General features: G+C 59.3%; 5 protein-coding genes. 3 read left to right on the top strand and 2 right to left on the bottom strand.

All coding sequences use genetic code 11. The features are described 5' to 3' along the window. Nucleotides 1–537 precede the first annotated feature (537 nt). The gene (locus CA51_RS21350; protein WP_145123188.1) at nt 538–2199 is read left to right on the top strand and encodes a sigma-70 family RNA polymerase sigma factor; all 1662 of its coding nucleotides are present in this window, start codon (nt 538–540) and stop codon (nt 2197–2199) included. A 202-nt stretch (nt 2200–2401) separates the two neighbouring features. On the opposite strand, the gene CA51_RS21355 is transcribed toward CA51_RS21350, so the two are convergent. Next, complete coding sequence (locus CA51_RS21355) at nt 2402–3076, bottom strand: hypothetical protein (protein WP_145123189.1); 675 nt, start codon at nt 3074–3076, stop codon at nt 2402–2404. Between the two features lie 316 nt (nt 3077–3392). On the opposite strand from CA51_RS21355, the gene CA51_RS21360 reads away from it, so the two are divergent. Both CA51_RS21360 and CA51_RS21365 read left to right on the top strand, forming a co-directional pair. Further along, nucleotides 3393–14762, top strand: coding sequence for a hypothetical protein (locus tag CA51_RS21360; protein ID WP_145123190.1), 11370 nt, complete (start codon nt 3393–3395; stop codon nt 14760–14762). Nucleotides 14763–14807: 45 nt separating this feature from the next. After that, complete coding sequence (locus CA51_RS21365; RefSeq protein ID WP_145123191.1) at nt 14808–20393, top strand: protein kinase domain-containing protein; 5586 nt, start codon at nt 14808–14810, stop codon at nt 20391–20393. Here the strand turns inward: CA51_RS21365 and CA51_RS21370 are convergent. Beyond that, nucleotides 20372–21232: a hypothetical protein gene (locus tag CA51_RS21370; RefSeq protein WP_145123192.1), complete on the bottom strand. Its 861-nt coding sequence runs from the start codon at nt 21230–21232 to the stop codon at nt 20372–20374. The genes CA51_RS21365 and CA51_RS21370 overlap by 22 nt on opposite strands. Between the last annotated feature and the right edge of the window lie 250 nt (nt 21233–21482).

Here is a 21482-nt window from a genome sequence, read left to right on the forward strand (position 1 = left end):
GGTGTCAATTTGATACCACTGGACAGTTTTTACATAGCTTCCGAGCAGAAAACGAACAAGTTACAAAGCCCCAAAGGTGGGTAACCGAAGCGGGCTGAAAAATTTAAGTCCTTTGTTTTCAGACACTTAGTCGAATTTGGACGCTAATTTGTGAACGCTTTTGCTCTGTTTGGCCTCTTATTTCCTAGTAAGGACCTATGACTCGAAGCGTCCTGTAATGTGTGACGTGCTTCACAGCGAAACACGCGTACTCATGGTAGGATTCAATCTGCCAGGCGATTGCCCCAAGATTGATCGAGTTTGAACGATGTACGTTGACAACGAAGTTGTTGTTGCGAAAGCAGAATCTGAACAGAACTCAGTCGCTCTGCTTTTCGTAACATGACTCGACGGAAGGACAAGGAGTCCGGAAGTCGTTGTCCACGTTAACCCGCCTCGGGAAGAGGCGAATCCCGGGCCTAATTTTAGGCAGCAATGACGGAGCGACCCGCCGGGGTCGTAGGGATGCCGTCGCTGTCGGTATACGGGGAATGAGTGATGCACGAAGACTATCGCGATCAAGCTGTCAAAGAACTGCGCGACCACCTGCGTTTTGCGCCTCGCAGCAAAAAGCTGGAGCAGACCGCGCGGGCTGAAAAGCTGTTATCGGAAATTGAAACGAACAAGGAGTATTCGTTTGACTACCTCTGCTTTCGCATCACCGATTACCGCCCCGAGCAACCCTCGCGTCGACTAGTTCACGGCAAAGATGTCCGCCACGACCTGCGTCTGTTCGTCGAAGATGTCTCAGACGCCGCCGACGTTAACGCCGACGAAGCGTCCGAACCGGTTCACACCGTCGACGATCTCAGCAAGATGTTTAACGTCTCGACCAAGACGATTAGCCGTTGGCGCGATCAGGGTCTGGTCAGTCGTCGATTTGTCTTCGAGGGTCGCAAACGCGTCGGCTTTCTGCACAGCAGCGTCGAGCACTTCGTGGCTCGGAACAAGGACCGCGTCAAACGCGGCGAGCGGTTCAGCCAACTGAGCGAAGACGAGAAGGGCGAGATGATCGAACGCGCACGTCAGATGGCGACGCGCGGCACCAGCCTGTCGGAAGTCACTCGCCGCCTATCGGCGCGAATGAGCCGCAGTGCTGAAACGATCCGCTACACCCTGAAGAACTACGATGCCGAGAATCCTCAACTGGCGATCTTCCCGAACCATCGCGGTGCACTAACCGAAGATGACAAGCGGGCGATCTTCCAATTGGCTCGTCGCGGCACCACGGTCCCTCAACTGTGCAAGCGATACGGTCGCACACGCAGCAGCATCCAACGAATCCTTGTCGACATGCGTGCCGCTCGGATCATGGAACTGCCGCTGGACTATATGTTCAACGAGGACTTCGAGAACGCCAAACTGGAACCCGAGATCTTGGGCGAGATGCCTGAACCGGAGAAGGCGCCGCGAAAGCTGCGTGTTCCCGCCGGGCTGCCCCCCTACCTCGCCAGCTTGTACGACGTGCCACTGTTGGATCGCGAGCAGGAATATTACCTGTTCCGCAAGATGAACTACCTCAAGCACAAAGCGAACAAGCTCCGCGAGCAACTGGTTCCGGGCAACGCCAAGGCGTCGCTGATGGACGAGATCGAAGCCCTTTACGAACAAGCGGTGCAGACCAAAAACAAGATCGTTCAATCGAACCTTCGACTCGTCGTTTCGATCGCGAAACGGCACGTTGGATCGACCGACGACTTCTTTGGTCTGGTCAGCGACGGCAATATGTCGTTGATCCGCGCCGTCGAGAAGTTCGATTACGCTCGTGGCAACAAGTTCAGCACGTACGCCAGCTGGTCGATCATGAAGAACTTCGCCCGCACGATTCCGGACGAATTCAAGCACCGCGATCGCTTCCGCACCACCGGTGAGGAACCGTTCCTGGCCGCTCAAGATGAACGCAAAGATCCGATCGCCGAAGAATCGGCACATCAACGTCGCCAACGTCAGGTCAATCGAATCCTGAATCGCTTGGACGACCGCGAACAACGGATCATCAGCGCTCGCTTCGGCTTGGGACGTCGCAACGAACCGCAGACTTTGAAAGAGGTCGGCGAGGAGCTGGGCGTGACGAAGGAGCGGATTCGTCAGATCGAAGCCCGCGCGTTGTCGAAGCTACGCGAAGCGGCAAACGCTGAAAAGATCGAGATCGATATCTAAGTCGCAGCCCTTTCTGCGACCGCCGACCTGCAGCTTGCAGGTCGCGATTGGCTCGGCCCCACGATCCAACGGCTGTTCTCAGCAGCAGCCGTTGGATAGCCGATCGCCCGGCAACTTTCTTCCGGTAAAGCGTTTCAGCTTTCTAGGCGAAGGATAGGGTGAGAAGTTCGAACCGGTACCGGGCGGGCTCCCGTCGCGGGCACTACAGCAACAGGAAAACAAAGCCAGCGGTGGCGAGCCCTTGCAGCGTTGCCGCGTGCAGTTTGCACTCAAACGGACGCATCCGCGGCATCTCTTCGCAGCAACGGCAATCGCCAGCGGCACACTGCGTCGTGCAGGGCGGATCGGCAGCGATTTGATACGGCAGCGTCAGCGTGTTGGCGAAGAAATGGACGGCCGAAACGGCGGTCGTCGCGATACCGCAACCATTGCCGCAGCGTTCGAGATCGGGTTCTTCAAAGTACAAAGGATTGTGGCACGAGCAGATCGGGTATCGATTGGGAGGAGAAAGCGGGCCGAATTCGGCGGTGATCACCGTTTCGCCAGCTGGCAATTGGGCGGCGGCTCGGTTCTCGGGAGCTTTCGCTCCATCGTCAGCCGGTTCCAGACGGATCTGCCCCAACGGCTTCATCAGGCTCGCCAAACGATCGGCGACCGGATCTCGATCGACAGGGCTCGCAGCGGCAGAACCGCCCGACCGCAGTGACTTTCCTGGTTCGTCGGCATTGGCGGGAACCAAATCGATGGCTGCAACTTCAAACAGCCCAACCGCTTCAACTCGGTTGACGGGGTCGGCCGCCGCGAGCTCGGACAGACAGAACTGCGGGACGACATAGACGGCTAAAAGAGCTGCGATCGTGGGAATCTGGTTTCGCATCGTCGTTACTCTAAAGTGGGGATAACCACCAAAACGGATCATCGAACGGAGTGTTGATGGACGGACCTTCAAAGATCATCGGCAGCGACATCCGGCGTCGCTAGCGTTATTGCTACTGTCGATAGGCTCGACATAATCGGCAAACCCAAGCGGGCCCGCGGGTTAAGCGCCCCTGCGGGGGGGAAAGTTGCCTGTTTGTCCTGGGAAAACGCCCGGCCATTCGCGTGCGGCAACTACGATAAGCGGTTATTCTGAACGGTCCGGATACCCGTGCGTTCGTTCAATTCAATGGCCGCTGAAGAGGTACAGGTCGTCGATGCGATTGTTACTAGTCCTGCAAAGGTTGTCCCAAGCGAACGCTTGGGCACGCCAGCTGTTGCGAGCGCGCCGTCCGCTGACCGCGCGGCCGCCGCTGCCGGTGCGGTTGCGTCGCGCAGCCCCCTTAACGGTGGGACGCCTCGAGAAACGAATCGTCTTGGACGCCAGCGGTGTGCTGTCGGCGATGGGGGAATTGGTGATCACCAGCGATGCTGCCGCCGCCAACGAGACGGTGACGATCGACACCAATACCGATGGCGAACTGCAAATCACCGAGCTGGGCTCCCCGCTGGAGATTGTCGACGAACTGGGAGCACCAGTCACGTCGCTCGCGGGTGTCACTTCGATCGATGTCTCTCTGGGCGAGGGACAGGATCTGTTGGTCGTCGATTTCAGCAACGCACCGCTCGCTTCGGCGATCCCAAACATCAGCTACCACGGCGGGGCGGCGAGCGATCCCAGCGGAGCGCCGACGGATCGCTTGAGCGTGATCGGCGGCGGAACTCAGTCGGCGATCTACGCACTCGACACCCTGCTGCCAGCCGATGGTTCGCTGCAAGTCGGCGATCCGTCGCTGGCAACGACAACGATCGCTTTCGATGGCCTGCAACCGATCGAAATCACCGGCATGGCTTCGACGCTGCTGCAGACCAACGACGCCTCGGGCGGCTCATCGACAATCGAGATCTCGGGTGAGTTTGATCTTGTTGGCGGCGGGACCGATGCAGACCTGAACGTTCACGACGGCGCCGTCCTCTCGGGAACCGGAACCGTTCAAGCGGGTGACCTGACCGCCAACGTGAACCTTCAATCGGGCAGCACTCTGTCGCCAGGCAACAGCCCGGGGATCTTGGCGGTCGCCGATTTGAACTTCGCCGACAACACAACCTTCGACGTCGAGATCGACGACCACGATTCCGCCGATCCGCTGACCACACCGACCGGCGGCGTCGCCGGGATCGATTACGATCAGATGCAGGTTCAAGGTTCGGTGACGGTTGGCACCGGTGTTGTGCTGGATCTCGAAGACTTGGGATCGACCGAAGCGAATCCTCGCGACGTCTATACGATCATCGACAACGATGGCTCCGATGCCATCGTCGGTCGGTTTGTCGACACGTCGAACGTCGTGTTGGAAAACGGCGATACGGTGACCGCCGCGGGAGGCCTTCAGTACCGCATCGACTACAACGGTGGCGACGGCAACGACGTTGTGTTGACCGGAATTCCAACGTCGCGGTCCGAGGTGTTTGTTTCCAACAGCTTCACTCAGACGCCGGGAACGTTGATAGCCGACGTCGACTTCAATACCGACGGCAACCAACCGGGGCTGTACGGAATCGATGCCTTCGGGACGCTTGCCGAAGCGATCGCAAACGTCGATTCGGGCGGAACGGTTTACGTCGACGCGGGGACGTTTGCCCATTCCGGAACACTGCTGATCGATCGATCGGTGACGATCGAAGGCCAAGGCATGAACCAAACGGAGATCCGCAAAGCGGGGGCTCCGGTCGGCATCGATGACGAAGCGATCCGGATCACCGCCGATAACGTCACGCTCCGCGGCATGCAGTTGGGATGGGTCGACTTTCTATCCAACGACGGTCAAGGCAACGTGGTTGTGACGCACGCTGACCACACGACGATCGATCGAGTTCAATTTGGCGAAACGTTGGGTGGCGATCCTTCAAATGACGAAGGCTATCACAGCGCGATCGTCTTCGAAAACGCAGACGATCTGGTCGTCTCCGATTCCAACTTTGCTGCACGTTGGGCATCCGCCGCGATCCGCGACGGAAGTGGCGGCAGCGGCGAACGACTGCTGATCACGGGGAACCAATTCAGCGAAGACCATCTCCACGGCGGAGGCCCGATTTCGATCGGCAACTCGCCGGGAACACCCGGGGCGACGTTCAGCGGCACGATCGCGTTCAACTATTTCGCCAACGGCATCGATCCCACCGACACTCCCATCGCGGGCGACCAGTACAGCACCGTCGCGATTGCCGATCGCGTCGTCGGCGTCGATGGCTTGACGATTTCGCACAACACATTCTACTGGCACGACGCCAGCCTGCCCGCCGAAAGCGTTGGCGTCTCGATCGATCCGGCGCTCCCTGGCGCCGACCGGATTTCGATCCAAGACAACATCTTCGACGGCTTTGCATCGGGCGACGCGGCGGCGGTCCAGAGCAGCGGCGTGATCACGCCGGTCGATGCGGTTGTGACCAACAACGTATTCTTCGGAAACGACATCGATTCGAACCAACCGCTGGACGCATCAAATCGGACGGGCGCGGATGCCGATCCGTTCTTTGGCGGAGAACAGGTCGGATTTGCCGGATCGACGCTAGCCGACTTCTTCGCCCTGCGGTACGGTTCATCGGCAGCTTACCAATCGACTCAATTTCAAGCCGACATCGCGACCGCAACTCCACACATCGGAGCCAATCAAGGCGATCCCACGCCGGTTGGCACCGAAGACATATTGATCGCGGGAACCGACCAGAACGACTTTTTGTTGGTCACGTTCGATGGCGGCGGATCGGGAACGTTTGTATTGACAACCGGTATCGGCACGGCCATTGAAACCACGCTTGGCCCCGTCGTCTTCAGCGACATCACCTCGCTGACCTTCAACAGCTACGGCGGTGACGACGTCTTGAAGATCGTTCAACCCGACGGCGGCAGCATTGACGTCAGCGGTGGGATCTTCTTTAACGCGGGTTCGCAAACGCTCGACGGCGACGCTCTGATTCTCGAATCCGGACCGGCACAGACGACGATCGACAGCGTGCACTACTTCTTCGCAGACGAAGGAATCGCAGGGCATGTCGGTTCGATCGCGATCACCGACGCCAGCCACAACGGCGGACTCGGTGGTACGACCACGATCCACTACGACGGGCTGGAACCGATCTACGACAGTCTGAACGTCGACTATCGCAGCTTCACTTTCAACTCCACTGCAGCCATCGAAACGATCACGTTGTCCAGCCCCGGCGATTCGGCAGATCCGATGCTGCCGCCGCTAGACAATAAGATCGGTTCCGAATTCGGTGGCGTTCCGCTCAGCGAAGTTGTCCATTTCAACAACCCCAACGTCTCGATGACGATCAACGGTGGCGACGGCGACCAAACGATCAACATCGATTCGCTGGATGCCGATTACCGCGCAGCGCTAACGATCAACGGCGACGATGGCGCCGCGGACGTCGTCAACTTCAATAGCTCGCTGGGCGCGTTGTTGCTGGGATCGGGAAGCGTCACTGGCACCCTAACGGTTACCGCCGAAACAATCGCCATCCACGACGGTGTCAGCATCGACACCAGCGGTGGCGACACCGATGGCGATGTCGCATTCGACGCTATCGCGGGCATCACGATGCACGACACGTCGACGCTCGCCGTGGGAACTGCTGATGTTCGCATGAGCGCCCAAGGAGACATTGCGATCAGCCGAATCGTGTCGGCGGAAACCGCCGCGATCACCACAACCGACGGGCGGATCGTCGACAATCGCAGCTCCGACGAAGCCGCCAACATTACAGCGACATCGACCGCGCTGCGATCCGCAACGGGAATCGGCTCGGGAACCGCTGCCGACGACGCGGATCTCGATCTCGATGTTTCCAACCTCGCCGCTGTTACCAACGCGGGCGATATTCATCTTCAAAATGCCAAAGAGCTAACCGTCACGACAGTCGACGGATTGTCGGGGATTGCGATTATCGATCCCTTGAACAACAACGCGTCAGGAACCATCACAATCCGCACCGCTGGGGCATTTCAAGTCGCGGTGGGCAATGGAATCCTCAACAGCGATGGCGGCGATATCACTCTGGCCGCCGAAGGAAATACGGTCGACAGCGACCTCTCTATCGCTGCCGCGGTTACCGCGTCGGGCGGTTCGGGAAACATTCACCTGCTGGCTGGCGATTCGATCGCGGTGGCGGCCGTTGCGGTTACAGCGACTCAGGCCGGCGCGATCCTGTTGAGTTCGGGGACCGATTTCAATAACGGCAGCCCGCAGGTCGGCAGCGTTGCGGGACAGATCGCATTGACCAACGCCGCCCGCGTACAGTCCGATGCCGGACACATCTCTCTGCTCTCCGCCGATTCGATCGGTTTGGGAATCGACGTCCAGGTGCAGACATCCGGCTCGGGAACGATCGATCTCTATTCGACCGGCGGCGCGATCGCGATGGATACGACCGCGATTCTGCAATCGACCGATGGCGACATTCGAGTTTCCGCTCACGGCGACTTCACGATCGGCGATATCGTTGCCTCGGCTGCCACTGTTTCACTGACCAGCGCCACAGGATCGATCCTCGACGCCGACGCCAACGACTCGGATCTCGATGTCGTCGCGCAACGTCTGCGATTCGATGCCGCTGTCGGCTTCGGCGAACTGGGCGTATCCTCCAATGCCATCGAAACAAGTGTCGACGTCGTCAGCGGCCGATCCACCAGCGGCGGGATCCATCTGGTCGAGAGCGATGGAGTGACGGTGGGCGATGTCGACGCGACCGTCTACCGCGTTTCGGCAACGACAGTCCCCACCGCAATCGTCGATGGCTCGGAAAGCGACCTGGTGACAATTGGCGGAAACGGCAGCATCATCCTGCGCTCGCTCGCCGGCGATATCACGCTGACAGATGGGACCGCCGCGGCAGACGGCAATGCTGTCGTTGCCGATGGCAGTGGTAACGTCTTGATTGCAGCCGAAGGCATCGACGCCGATATCGTCGTCGACGCGGACGTTCGTTCGACCTCAGGCAATCTCAGCTTGATCGCCGCCAGCGACCTAAAGCTGAACGCAGATGTCGATGTTCAAACGGGAACCGATGGCACCATCGACGTCGAAGCTTCGGCGGGATTACTGACGATGGACGCAACCGCGACGCTGCAGTCGGTTGCGGGCGACATTCGAGGAGTGGCAAACAACGACCTTACGATCGGCGACATCTTCGCCACCGATGCCAACGTTTCACTGACCGCTCGCACCGGATCGATCCTCGACGCCGATCCCAATGACGCCGACGTCGACGTCACAGCACAAGGCCTTCGCCTGAACGCGGCTGGCGGAATCGGTATTTTGGGCGTCGGCAGCAACGCAATCGAAACAAGCGTCGACGTCGTCACAGCTCGCTCGGCCGCTGGCGGTATCAACTTGTTGGAATCCAACGGAATCACCGTCGGCGACGTCGCGACCAGCGTGAACCGCGTCACCTCCGACGCGTCCCTCGTCGACCTCATCGACACAGCACAAAGCGACCTGGTAACGACATCCGATGATGGCAGCATCGTCTTGCGGGCTCTCGCCGGCGACATACTGTTGACCGATGGCACCGCAACAGCTGACGGCAACGCAGTCGTCGCCAATGGAAGCGGCAATGTCTTAATTGCAGCGGAAGGACTGGTAGCCGATATCGTTGTCGACGCAGACATTCGTTCGACTGCAGGCAACCTCAGTTTGATCGCCGCCGGCGACCTGCAGCTGAACGCAGATGTCGATGTTCAAACGGGAACCGATGGCACCATCGACGTCGAAGCTTCGGCGGGATTGCTGACGATGGATGCGACCGCAACGTTGCAGTCGGTCGCTGGCGATATTCGCGGACTCGCGAACAACGACTTGACGATCGGCGACATCTTCGCCACCAATGCCAACGTTTCGCTGACCGCTCGCAACGGATCGATCCTCGACGCGGATCCCAATGACGCCGACATCGACGTCACCGCAGAAGGCCTTCGCCTGAACGCGGGTGAAGGAATCGGAACTTTGGGCGTCAGCAGCAACGCGATCGAAACAAGCGTCGACGTCGTCACGGCTCGCGCGGCCGCTGGCGGAATCAACTTATTGGAATCCAACGGAGTCACCGTCGGCGATGTCGCTAGCACCGTCAACCGCGTCATCGCCGACGCGTCCGCCGTAGAACTCATCGACACAGCACAAAGCGACCTGGTGACGACATCCGATGATGGCAGCATCGTCCTGCGGTCGCTCGCCGGCGATATCACGCTGACTGATGGTACCGCCGCAGCAGACGGCGATGCGGTCGTCGCCGATGGTGTGGGCAACGTCTTACTGCAGACGATTGCAACGACTGCAGACATCATCATCGACGGTGATGTCCGCAGCCAGAGCGGGCACATTTCGGTTGCCGCTGCGGACGACATCCTTCAAAACGCAGATCTCGTAACAGCAGGTACAGGGACGCTTTCCTTGGTTGCATCCAATGCCAACAACGATGGCGTGGGCAGCGATGGGATCGTAATGCAGGCAGCCACGGAAACAATCTCCGGCGGCGGGAACATTCGTCTGCAAGCCGCCGGTGAAAGCGATCTGATGTTGGGGACAATCGACGCTGGCACAGGTGATGTTTCATTGATCGCCGATCGCAACGTGCTCAGCAACAACGGTGCGGAGGACAACGTCCGTGGCGATGTGTTGCGGATCGTGGCCGATGCCAACAACGACGCGGCGGGAATGATTGGCACCGCCGATCCTGGGAACGCTGCCAACGCAAACGATCATGCGATTCGGACGACAGTTGCGACGCTGGCGGCTGTCAGTGCAGAAGGGATCTACGTCCTTGAATCCGATGCGTTGTCGATCGACCAAATTCCGGAGATCGCGGTCCAACACGTGGGCGTCGACGCAAGCACCACAACGACAACCGACACACAGCTGTCGGATCTCGAAACGACAATCAACGGATCGATCAAAGTAGTAACGCTGGCGGGAACGCTTACGATCCGACAAGGAGATGCCAACGACAGTGGCATCCGCGCCGCGAGCGGCGGTGACATCCTGCTGGAAGCTCGCGGCGATGCTTCGGATCTGGTGCTCGACGCTGACGTTGCGAGCGACGATGGGAACCTGAGCCTGCTTGCAGCGGATGACATCGCAATTGCCGCTGATATTTCGGCTGGCGGCACCGGTACGATCTGGATGCAGGCCGGGGGCTCGACAGCCGAATCTCCTGCGATCGATGGCATTCAGATGGCCGCGGGATCGTCGATCACAAGCGGCGGAGACATTTCGATCGAAGCGTTGGGGGATGGCGACCTCGTGCTTCAAACGATCGACGCCGGGACCAACGCGGTGCGATTAGCCGCTGCGGGAAATATCGTCGATGGCAATGGAGCCTCCGTGAACGTGACCGCTGGTTCGTTGATCTTGATCGCCGATCTCGATGGCAACAACACCGGCAGCATCGGATCGCCCGATCCTACGAGTCTGCCGAACGACAATTTGAAAGCGATCGATATCGATGTCGACACCGTAGCGGCACGCAGCGGCGACGGAATCTATCTGCGTCGGGAAGCTGGCAATCTTGTTATCGATGCGGTCACAGTCGATGTGAATCGCGTGAACTTCAATTCGACAACCACTCAAATCTCTCAGACCTTATCGGATCTGGAAACTACCGATTCCGGTTCGATCAAAGTTGTCGCGTCCGATGGCGACCTGACGGTCAACGATGGTGATAGCGACGGCACCGCAGTCAGTGCAGCAGCGGGGGGCGACGTCCTGTTGGAAGCACGTGGTTCGGGGAACCTGGCCATCAATGGATCGGTCTTCAGCGGCAACGGCCAGATCGGCTTGCAAGCTCAAGAATCGATCGCCCTTGCCGACGCGGTCGTCGTGCAAACCGGTGGCGACGGGACGATTGTGATCGACGCCAGCCTCTCCGCTGGCAGCACCGGCGAATTCGCAATGGGTGCCGACGCACGAGTCCAGACGGCGGATGGCGATATCCGCATCTTGGCGGATCAAAACGTTTCGGTCGGTCGGATCCAGACGCTTGCCAACGTCAGCTTGACCAGCAACTTCGCCTCGATCCTCGACGTCGATCCCGACGACGCAACGACCGATGTCACAGCCGCCGGCTTGCGAATGAACGCCTTTGACGGCGTCGGCGTCTTAGGAGCCGCGGCCAATGGACTGGAAACCGAAGTTGCCACGCTGAGTGCTCGTGCGGGAAGCGGTGGGGTTCACGTGGTCGAAGCCGACGGTCTGCGTGTCGACGACGTCGCGGTCGAGGTTCAGCGGCCCGAGTTCCGGTCGACGCAAACGACGGTCAACGACCTCGCGCAGAGCGACCTCCGCACGACCGATGGCGGCAGCATCGTGTTGCGGTCGCTCGCCGGAGAGATCACTCTGAACGAAGGGACAGCGTATGCGGGGGACGGCGCGCTCCAAGCCGATGGCATTGGGAACGTTCTGATCGCGGCTGAAGGCCTCGGTTCGCAGATCAACGCCAACGCAAATATTGTCAGCGGCGTTGGCAATATCAGTCTGATCGCCGCCGATTCGATTGCCATCAACACAGGCGTGAACGTTATGACAACCGGCCCCGGCACGATCGATCTCGAAGCGTCGACCGGGGCGTTGACGATGGCTGCCGACTCCACTCTGAAAACCACCGCAGGCGATATCCGCGCCGCGTCGGGAGCCGATTTGACGATCGGTGATATCGTTGCATCCGCCGCGGACGTTTCGCTGATCAGCACCGGCGGATCGATTCTCGATGCCGACCCGGACGATGCCGATGTCGATGTGACGGCAAACCGCTTGCGTATGTCAGCGGCCATTGGAGTTGGCACCGCTGCCAATGCGATCGAGACCGACGTCGATACACTCAGCGGCCGCGCGACCTCCGGCGGGATCCAGTTGCTCGAAACCGATAGCGTCGCGATCGACGATGTGGAGGTGACGGTCCAACGGATCGCTACCGACGCAACCTCGACGAATCTGACCGATGCGTTGCAGAGCGATCTGCGCACGACGGGCGGCAGCGGTTCGATCGCGTTGCAAACGCTCGATGGCAGTATCACGCTCAACGAAGGAACCGCAGCGACCGGCGACGGCGCGATCTCCGCCGATGGATCGGGCAACGTTCAAATCAACGCAAGCGGCGTCGACAGCGACCTGATCGCTGGCGCCGACATCGCCAGTGGCAGCGGGGCAATCGTGATCGATGCGGCCCGCGACATTCTGCTGAACGCCGACGTCGACGTGACGACAACTGGTGCTGGAACGATCGACCTGACAGCGACCTCGGGCAACCTGACGATGGGCCCAACCGCGACGCTGCAATCGGTGGCGGGAGACATCACCGGCACGGCGGAGCAAGACGTCACGATCGGCGACATCACATCGACGATGGCCAATGTGATTTTGACTTCGCAGACATCACAAATCATCGACGCCGATCCGGCGGGGGATTCCGACCAAGACATCGCCGCAGTCGAAGCGATCTTAACGGCTCCACTGGGTATCGGCGATGGAAACGCGATCGAAACATCGGTGAATATTCTCGATGCAGAAGCGGCCACATCGGGAGCGATCGAGATCGCGGAATCCGATGTGATCGAGTTGCGTCAGGTTATCACCGCAGACGGACAAATCGCGGTCACCGCCGGGGGAACGATCACGGCAACCGATGTGCAGTCGACCAACACAAGCTCCTCCGATGCAGCACTTGGCGAGGCCGGCAGTCGCGACATCGCTTTGGTCGCCAACGGTGCTGCGAGCAGCATTTTGGTGACGAAGATTACCGCAGCGGCCGGTGCCGATGTGCACCTGACCGCCGACAATGACATCCTGGATACCGATATCGGTGATGGAAATTTGATCTTCGCTGACGACCTGCATTTGATCGCGGGGAATCAGACCGACGATGGCGACAACTCGGTGCAACTGACAACGACGATCAACGATCTGCAAGCCGAAGTGAGTGGCAGCGGCCGCGGCGATCTGGAGGTCAACGAGACCGATGCATTAAACTTGGTCACCAGCGATGAAGCGACCGATGCCGATGTATTGCGAACCAGCAACGGCGAGATTCGCGTGAGCGCCGGCGGATCGATCGTGATATCAGATCCCGACCTCAGCAACGACGGCGGCGACCGGACTGCCGATCCCGAAATCGTCGCCGGTGGTGACAACGGACGGATCGTCTTGCAGACCAACGGTGACCTGACGATCGACGAAGGAGTTCAGATCCACGCGTCGCAATCGACGGCCGGCGCGGTCAGGATCAGCGCTGTGGGAGAGATCCTTCTCGGCGATCAGATCGAAATCAACACCGGCGCCAGCACCGGCGTCGCTCGCGTTTTTGCACCGCGTCCCGAGGCGGGCGTAACCGACACGGCGTTCTACGATTACGATACGGTCTCGACAACGATTCTCGCATCGGAACCGGGAGGCTTCGGCGGCGACCTGACGATTGATGTGGGAACCGACGGAGAACGTGGACTGGCGATCGAAATCGATTGGGGCGCCGAAGGTAATCGGTTTCAAGTCGTCGACGGTATCGATGGCGACTCGTTAACAACGGTCCATCACACGTACACCGAAGCCGAAATCTTAACTTCCACGCTCAACGGCCGACCTTCCTCGACGAGTCCGTTAGAAGTTCGCTTCGCGGTTCGTCAACACGAATCGATCGTGTTGGAAGGGGCATCGATTGAGCAGGGAATTTCGGGAAACCAGACTGTCGCTGGTGGACTGATCTCATCGACCGACAACCCTGACACAACGCCGCTGCTGGAAAATGGCGAGGGGCAGTTCATCGTCCCCAACCTCTCGATCCCAACGCGTCTGTTCTTCCCGTCGCCGGAGTATCCAGAACTGGTGCGTCGCGTCAGCGAATCCTACACCCAGCCATCGACGCTACTGACAACCACAACGAATTCCACCGAAACGGTGACCGTCACGACAACGACGGCCCGCGACGAGTACTTTCAAATTCGTGTGATCTCGCCCGATCCGAACGTTGAATCGGAGGTCCCGCCGGAACGCCTGCCCGACGACATCCTCTCGGGCGACAAACTGCAGACGCTGTTCGCGAATCTGCCCGATGGTACTTACGAGATCGAATACGTGTTGGGTGAAGGGAACGCGCGGTCGATTCTGCGAGTCGAGATTCGCCAAGGCAAGCCGATCATTCCGGGAGAAGATCTAGAAGGCGGCCTGTTGAGGTTGAAGGAACTGGATTTAGATGCGATAGAAGCCGCACCACAGCCGGGCCCGGCCGCCCCCAACGATTTGGAATCGACTCAAACGATTCCAACAACCGACGCCGCCAAGACTTCCGTTGCGTTTGCCAACGAGCCAGAAATTCACGACACCAGCATTCAGCTCGATAACCAGCTGCCTTCCGCCGAGTGGCCAGCAACGTCGGTCGAGAGGATCGACGATGGGCAGAACGTTGGCGAGGAAAGCTCCGATGAAGGACTGACAATCGCAGCGGGGAGCGCATTGTCGACATGGATGGTCAAAAATCGACGTCGCCCTGCCGGTGGCGAATATTCACTGACGCGTCGCATCGTGCGTCGATTTGCCAAATAAAATCGCTCTCAGAGAGCAGACAGTAATTGTTCGGACAGTTTCACGATGACTAACCACGATCGCCCACAGAAAAACGAACGCACCGTGTCGGACGAATTGGACAAGACGATCCAATTCTTCGACGAGGAAGCGGAGCAGCCCGATGCGCAGGAAGATGCGCAGCGGAAGACCGATCCGGAGCTTCCAAACGTTGGTGATCAGACTGTCGAATTTGATGGGCCCACCGGTTTCGACGCCGACGAATCACCGCTCAGCAAAGCGTTTGGCCCGACTGGAACGATCGTCGAAGAAGACCACTTCCTCGATCCGCAGCAGACGTTCCTCGCCAACGATCAAACTGTCGATTTAAACGAAATCGAAGCGGACGATTCCCCCACGCTCGATGCCGACGAACTGCAGGCGTTGCAAGAGGGTGGAGCGGCGTTCAACGCGCACGGCAAAACGGTTAACGAAGGTCTCGGCAAAACGTTTGAAACGCCGACGGTCGATCTCGGCAACCCTGAAGGGATCGGCGAGTTCCCAACGATGGAACTCGAAAGCGGTGTGAGTTCCGATTCCTCGCAGTCGATCGATCCCGATTCGGTACTCGACGGCAACAACATCACGCAGACGATCGACGCGCGATCGCTGAACGAAAACGATCGCAAGATCTGGGGGCTCAGCAGCGACCTGAGCGTCGAGATCGAAAGCCGGGCCCAGCCGGCGACGCCTTACGGCCCCGTCGATCGCGACGATATCACCGAAAGCAAAGTGTTGGTTCCCGGTCGCCAATTGGCCGGAATCGGTGCCGACTTGAGTCTCGGGTCGGATTACGAACTGATCGAGGTCTTGGGCGAAGGCGGCATGGGAACCGTCTACCTGGCTCGCCAGACTTCGCTCGATCGCTTGGTGGCGCTCAAGATGGTCCGTCCGATGGACGAAACCCGAGCTAGCCAACTCCGCAAAACCGGCCGCTTGGATAAAGCGGAAAACAACCGGCGAAATCAGTTTTTATCCGAAGCGATCGTCACCGGCGACCTCGACCATCCCAACATCGTGCCGATCCACGACCTCGCCTTGGCCGACGACAAGGCTTTGTTCTATGCGATGAAGAAGGTCGACGGGATCCCGTGGTCCAAAGCGATCATGGACAAATCGCAAGACGAGAATCTCGAGATCTTGCTGAAAGTCTGCGATGCGATCGGGTTCGCGCATGCCCGCGGCGTCGTCCATCGCGACATCAAGCCCGAAAACGTGATGCTTGGCGAGTTTGGGGTCGTGATGCTGATGGACTGGGGACTGGCGATCCCAACCTCCAAGTGCAAAAAGAAATCCTCGATTCAAAAAGCCGCCAGCTTGGGCGGATCGCCAGCCTACATGGCTCCCGAAATGGCAGCCGGCCCGATCGAGAGCATCGGACCGGCCAGCGACATCTATTTGTTAGGCGCTGTGCTGTTCGAGATCATCACGGGCCGACCGCCACACATCGGCAACAACTTGACCCAGTGTCTCAAAGCTGCGGTCACCAACCAGATCGTCGAAGTCTCCAGCCGGCACGATGGCGAACTGATGCAGATCGCTCGCACCGCGATGGCGACTAAACCGTCGCGACGCTACGCCAGCGCCGCCGATCTGCAGAAAGCGATTCGCCAGTACCGTTCGCATGCCGAGAGCATCATGATGACGGTGCGAGCGGATACCGATCTGCTGCAGGCGGAAGAATCGAACGAATACACCGATTTCGCGCGGGCCACGTTTGGATTCGAAGAGGCGTTGACGCTTTGGCCGGGCAACGAGATCGCCGAACTGGGGCTCGACAAAGCTCGTGTCGCTTACGCCACCACCGCCTTGGAAAAAGAGGACTTCGAGCTTGGGCTGTCGCTGTTGGACGATCAGCACGAGAACCATCGTCCGCTGATCGAGAAGCTTCAACACGGACAACACGACCGCGATTCGCGGCGCGGTCGACTGCGCCTCGCCAAACAAGTCGCCGTCGGCCTGGTCGCTTTTATCCTGCTGGGCGGCAGCGGCGCACTCTATAAGATCAGCACCGAAAAGAACCGCGCGGTCGACGCCGAACGCCAAGCTCGCACAAACGCTCGGCTCGCGGAAGCCAAGCGAGCCGAAGCGCTCGAGAACATGGAACTGGCGCGACGCAGCCAGGTCGAAGCGGAGTACCAGAAGGGAATCGCCCAAGAAGAGGCGGATGAAGCCGATCGGCAGCGGGCGATCGCCACGCAAAAAGCGCTCGAAGCGGAGAGCAATTTCCAATTGGCCGCGGCCAACGAACGCAAAGCGGTCAAAAATGCGGAAGAGGCGGCTCGCCAAGAACAGATCGCTTTGCAGCAACGTTCGATCGCGATGAAAAATGCCGAAGAAGCGATCCGCCAACGCGAGAACGCTGTCTACGAAGCTTATGTCGCGCAAATCGGTTTGGCCAAAGCGAGGATCGATCAAAACGAATTCGATGACGCCCGCCGGATCCTGCTGGAATTGAAAGCGCAAACGACCGACGATGAACCGCCCGGATGGGAATGGCAATGGCTATGGCAGCAAGCCAATCAAGCTCAAGACGACAAACCGTTGGCCGCCGCCGGCCGCAATCTGGCGATCAACCCCACCGCGACTCAAGCGATCGTGACGCTCGACGATGGCACGACACAACGCATCGAGATCGACGACGCCGGGGAGATCACGACAGCTGACGTCGGGCAATTGCCCAAGCTGGGTTCGGTCGAGGTGACGGCGATCTCTCCCGATCAACAGTCGATCGCAACGGCGGGTGCCGACGGGATCGTGCGGTTGTACGATGCCAAGACGCTCGAGTTGCGGAGCGTGTTACGTGGTCATAGCGACGAGATCACATCGCTTGGTTTTGTCGACGAGCAGCGTTTGATCAGCGGCAGCCGCGATCGGACGCTTCGATTGTGGGATCTGAACCAACAGCGAGAACTGGCCCAGTGTTGGCACATCGCCGCTGTCAACGACCTGTCGCTGTCGGTCGCCGACGGACGGGTCCGCGTTCTGGCGGTAGTCGCCGATGAACGATCCGGCCGCGCCGTGGTCTGGGACCTCGTGGCGGGACAGTTTCAACGCGTCGGCGATTTCCTGGAACACGACGCGCCACTGATGGCCGTCGCCCTTTCCGCCGATGGACTCCGCGCCGCCTCGGGAGACCGCAGCGGGCGCGTGCTCGTTTGGGAAACCAACGCGATTCACCCCGTCGATTATGCTTCGCGGATCACGATGGCAGTCAATGCGATCTCGGGAACCGACGCACCGACAAAACCGGCTGCCGAATCGGAACTGCGATCGCGGCAAGCTCCGTCGTTTACAGAACTTATCGATTTGCAAAACGATGATACGCTTAAGCTGACGCCCGCCGATTCGCAGACGTCCCCCGCGGCGGCGCACACCGATGCCATCGAATCGATCGAGTTCAACGACGATGGGACGCAACTGCTGACGACCTCCGACGACTACACGATCAAGCTCTGGGATGTCGCATCAAATCGCTTGACCAAGACGCTTCGCGGGCACGGCGGCTGGGTTCGCGACGCGGTCTTCTTTCCAGGAAACGATGGCCGGATCTTGTCGATAGGAAACGATGCGGCGGTCCGCGTCTGGCAACCGGCGACTCTACATGAGACCGTTGCGTTCCAGTCGACCGAATCGGACACGCCGTCGCTGCAGACGCGTCCGCACGACGATGAGATCTGGTCGGCGTCGTTTAACGCCGACGGAACGAAGATCGTCACGGCCAGCCGAGATCACACAGCTCGCATTTTGGAGATCGATCCGAAGACGCTGGGCTTCAAAAACACTGTCGACTTGGTCGACGAGGACGGACGCCTGCAAGAGGGTTCGCCGTTTGTTGCCCTTTCGCTGGCGGTCGATCCCAGCCACAACCGGTTGTTTGTCGGCAGCGCCGATTCCACCGTACGCGTCTGGGACATGGGAAGCGGCAGCCAAATTTCGAGTGCTGCGGGAACCGGGCTCAACACAACGCTTGCCGTCTCATCCAACGGCAGCTTGTTAGTCACTGGCAGCAGCGACGAAGAAGCGCGGTTCCTGGTTTGGGAAATCGACGCGCAGGGGATGATCGCGGAACAGCCGAAGTTCCGACTGAAACAACATCAAACCACCGTCACCGCGATCGCGATCTCTCCCGATAACCGATTGATCTTCACCGGCGATCGCAACGGGTTGGGCCTGCTTTGGGATAGTGCGACGGGCAAAACCGTCGGGGCTGCGTTGAATCAACACCTTGGATTCCGGATCAATGCGGCACAGTTCACGCCCGACAGCCAGCAGCTGTTGATTGCCGCCGACGACCAAAAGGTCTCGCGGGTCGATTTGGATACGCTGCAATTGTTGGATGTCCTTCCGCATCCAGGTTTTGTCACTCGGCTGAGCATCGCCCCCGATGGTCGCAGCGCCGCGACGTTGGCGGAATCGTCGCTCGAAGGGACGCTCACCAGCACCGTCACGCTGTGGGACCTCAGCAATGGAAAGGACCGCGTGATCGATCGCGCTGTCCGCCGCGGCGAAGCGACTGAGGGCGACGCTGCTAAAAACCAACGCATCGTGAGCGTTCGATTTGGCGATTCGGAAACGCTTGTCACGTCGCATGATCAAACCTCCGGCGACTTTGTCAAAATCTGGAGACTCGGCGACGCCAAGGCCGCCGTTGGCCAAGTCTTGCAGATGCCGAAGAAACTGGCGACGTTAGCCGATGCGGTCCCGATGGGATCCGACCGTCTGCTCTCGCTGGCCGGCGACGCCGCCTTCCTATGGGACCTAAAAAGCCTGAATCACATTCGCAGCTATCGATCGCATGGGGGCGTGACCGAAGCCGATTTCTCGTTCGACGGAAAGTATGTCGTCACGGGAAGTCGATCGATCCGAATCTGGGACGTCGCCTCGGGGCGGTCGCTGCAGAAGATGGAGGTCCCGCACGATGGAGCAGTCCGCACCGTACAATTTTCGCCCATCGAATCCGACTACACATTTGCCAGCGGCGGCGAGGATGGTGTCTGCCGTCTGTGGCGTTGGGATCCGCAGCAGCAAGCGATCACGTTGATCAAAGAATTGCAGGTCGCGGGAACCGAGAAAGCGACGATTCATCAAGTCCGGTTTTCCCCCGACGGGAAATATTTGTTGAGCGTTGGCGACGATGCGGTCGCTCGCGTCTGGAGCGTCGACCAAGATCAACCGCCACGCCTGTTCAAAGACAAGGAATCCGATGCACCTTTCTTGTGCGGAGCGTTCTCCGACGATGGGGAATGGATCGCCGTAGGGTCTGAAGACCGGCAGGCGCGCGTCTGGCAATTGACCGACGACGGCGAGGGGGCCGACACACCGCGAAGCGTCTTGCAGGGACACGCCGATCAGATCGAAGCGATCGGATTTTTGGGGAGCGATCCGCGACAGCGTCGCATCATGACCGCCAGCCGCGATAAATCGGCGCGGCTGTGGGACCCGCGACTGTCCGATCGGTCTGGCAAGGGACGCGAGATCCTCGCGCTCCGCAAGCACTCCTTGGGGCTGACTGCCGTCGACGCCACGCGCGATGGCAGCCTGATGATGACCGCCAGCCGAGATGGCACGATCATCTTGTGGCCTGCCGGCTATGCGACGCCAACAATGTAGCTGATCCAGCTGGGGTGACTCGGCGCGTTGATGCCGCGTCGCCACTCACCGGCATCTTTGCCGGCGTCCTCTTCCTGTTCCCAATAGACGTGACTCTCGCGGAAGCCCGCCTCGGCCAACAGTTCGCGGACCTCGGGGATCGTCCAGAAACGCCAGTGATACTCAAAGGCGTTTTTCATTTTGCTGCCATCGGCAAACTTGAAATCGATGCGGAAGTGAGCGTCCGCGTTGACCGGGTTGAAGCTGACTTGTTGCCAATGGTATTCGAAGCCGTGCTTCCCCTTTTTGATCGTCCGCTTGTCGACGTTCTGTTCCTCGTAACACGCTCCGCCTCCCATCATATCGATCACCATGATCCCTTCGCTGTTCAAGTTCGCTCGCGCGGCCTTGAAGTATTCGAGCACTTCGGGACGAGTCTTGAAGATCCAGAACGAAAAGTTCTGCGCCGCCAAGACGTCGACCGTGGGAACGCTGGGAATTCGAACGTCTTCCTGCAGCAGCGTCACGCGTGACTGTTGCTTTTCGGTCAGCTTGGACAGGTTGTGATCGCGGCCCCACTGCAGCGTCTGATCGCACAGATCGACACCGATCGCCGTCCGCCGCTTGTTCGAATCGACCCAATCGCAACAGACGGCAAAGGTGCCGCAAAAGTCCTCGCGAAGCGTATAGGGTTTGCGTCGAAAGGCGTCGCGAAACGCTTGCTCAAAAAACTCAACCTCATGGCTGGGTGATTGCACCGACTTCTGATAGCAGAGGAACTTGTCGGCGGTTTCGGCCATCGTCAGCGACTTGGCTTTGCGAGCTGTTTTTGGGGCGGCCTTGGTTTTCGTCTTGGTCATCGTTTTGCTGGGGTGATCGGTAACGCAGTGGCTCGGAAACCGGCGACGGCATCGCGGCTGCCCTATTGAACCGCTTGCGCAGTCGGCTGACTAGGTGTTGTCTGCAATCCGACGCAGCAACACTTTGGAGTTTGTCGATGCAAAATCGGCGACCGTTCCCGTTTGCCGAATCGACGTTCGACTTGATTCTCGCGTTGACGGGGGATTATCCTATGAGATCGTTGCCTTCCTAGAGTTTGCTTCCTACCAA

It is taken from the genome of Rosistilla oblonga, assembly GCF_007751715.1.
Lineage (GTDB): Bacteria > Planctomycetota > Planctomycetia > Pirellulales > Pirellulaceae > Rosistilla > Rosistilla oblonga.

Bases quoted from the DNA above. Each gene is read 5' to 3' on its own strand.
- CA51_RS21350 (WP_145123188.1), top strand. From the start codon at position 538: ATGCACGAAGACTATCGCGATCAAGCTGTCAAAGAACTGCGCGACCAC.
- CA51_RS21355 (WP_145123189.1), bottom strand. From the start codon at position 3,076: ATGCGAAACCAGATTCCCACGATCGCAGCTCTTTTAGCCGTCTATGTC.
- CA51_RS21360 (WP_145123190.1), top strand. From the start codon at position 3,393: ATGCGATTGTTACTAGTCCTGCAAAGGTTGTCCCAAGCGAACGCTTGG.
- CA51_RS21365 (WP_145123191.1), top strand. From the start codon at position 14,808: ATGACTAACCACGATCGCCCACAGAAAAACGAACGCACCGTGTCGGAC.
- CA51_RS21370 (WP_145123192.1), bottom strand. From the start codon at position 21,232: ATGACCAAGACGAAAACCAAGGCCGCCCCAAAAACAGCTCGCAAAGCC.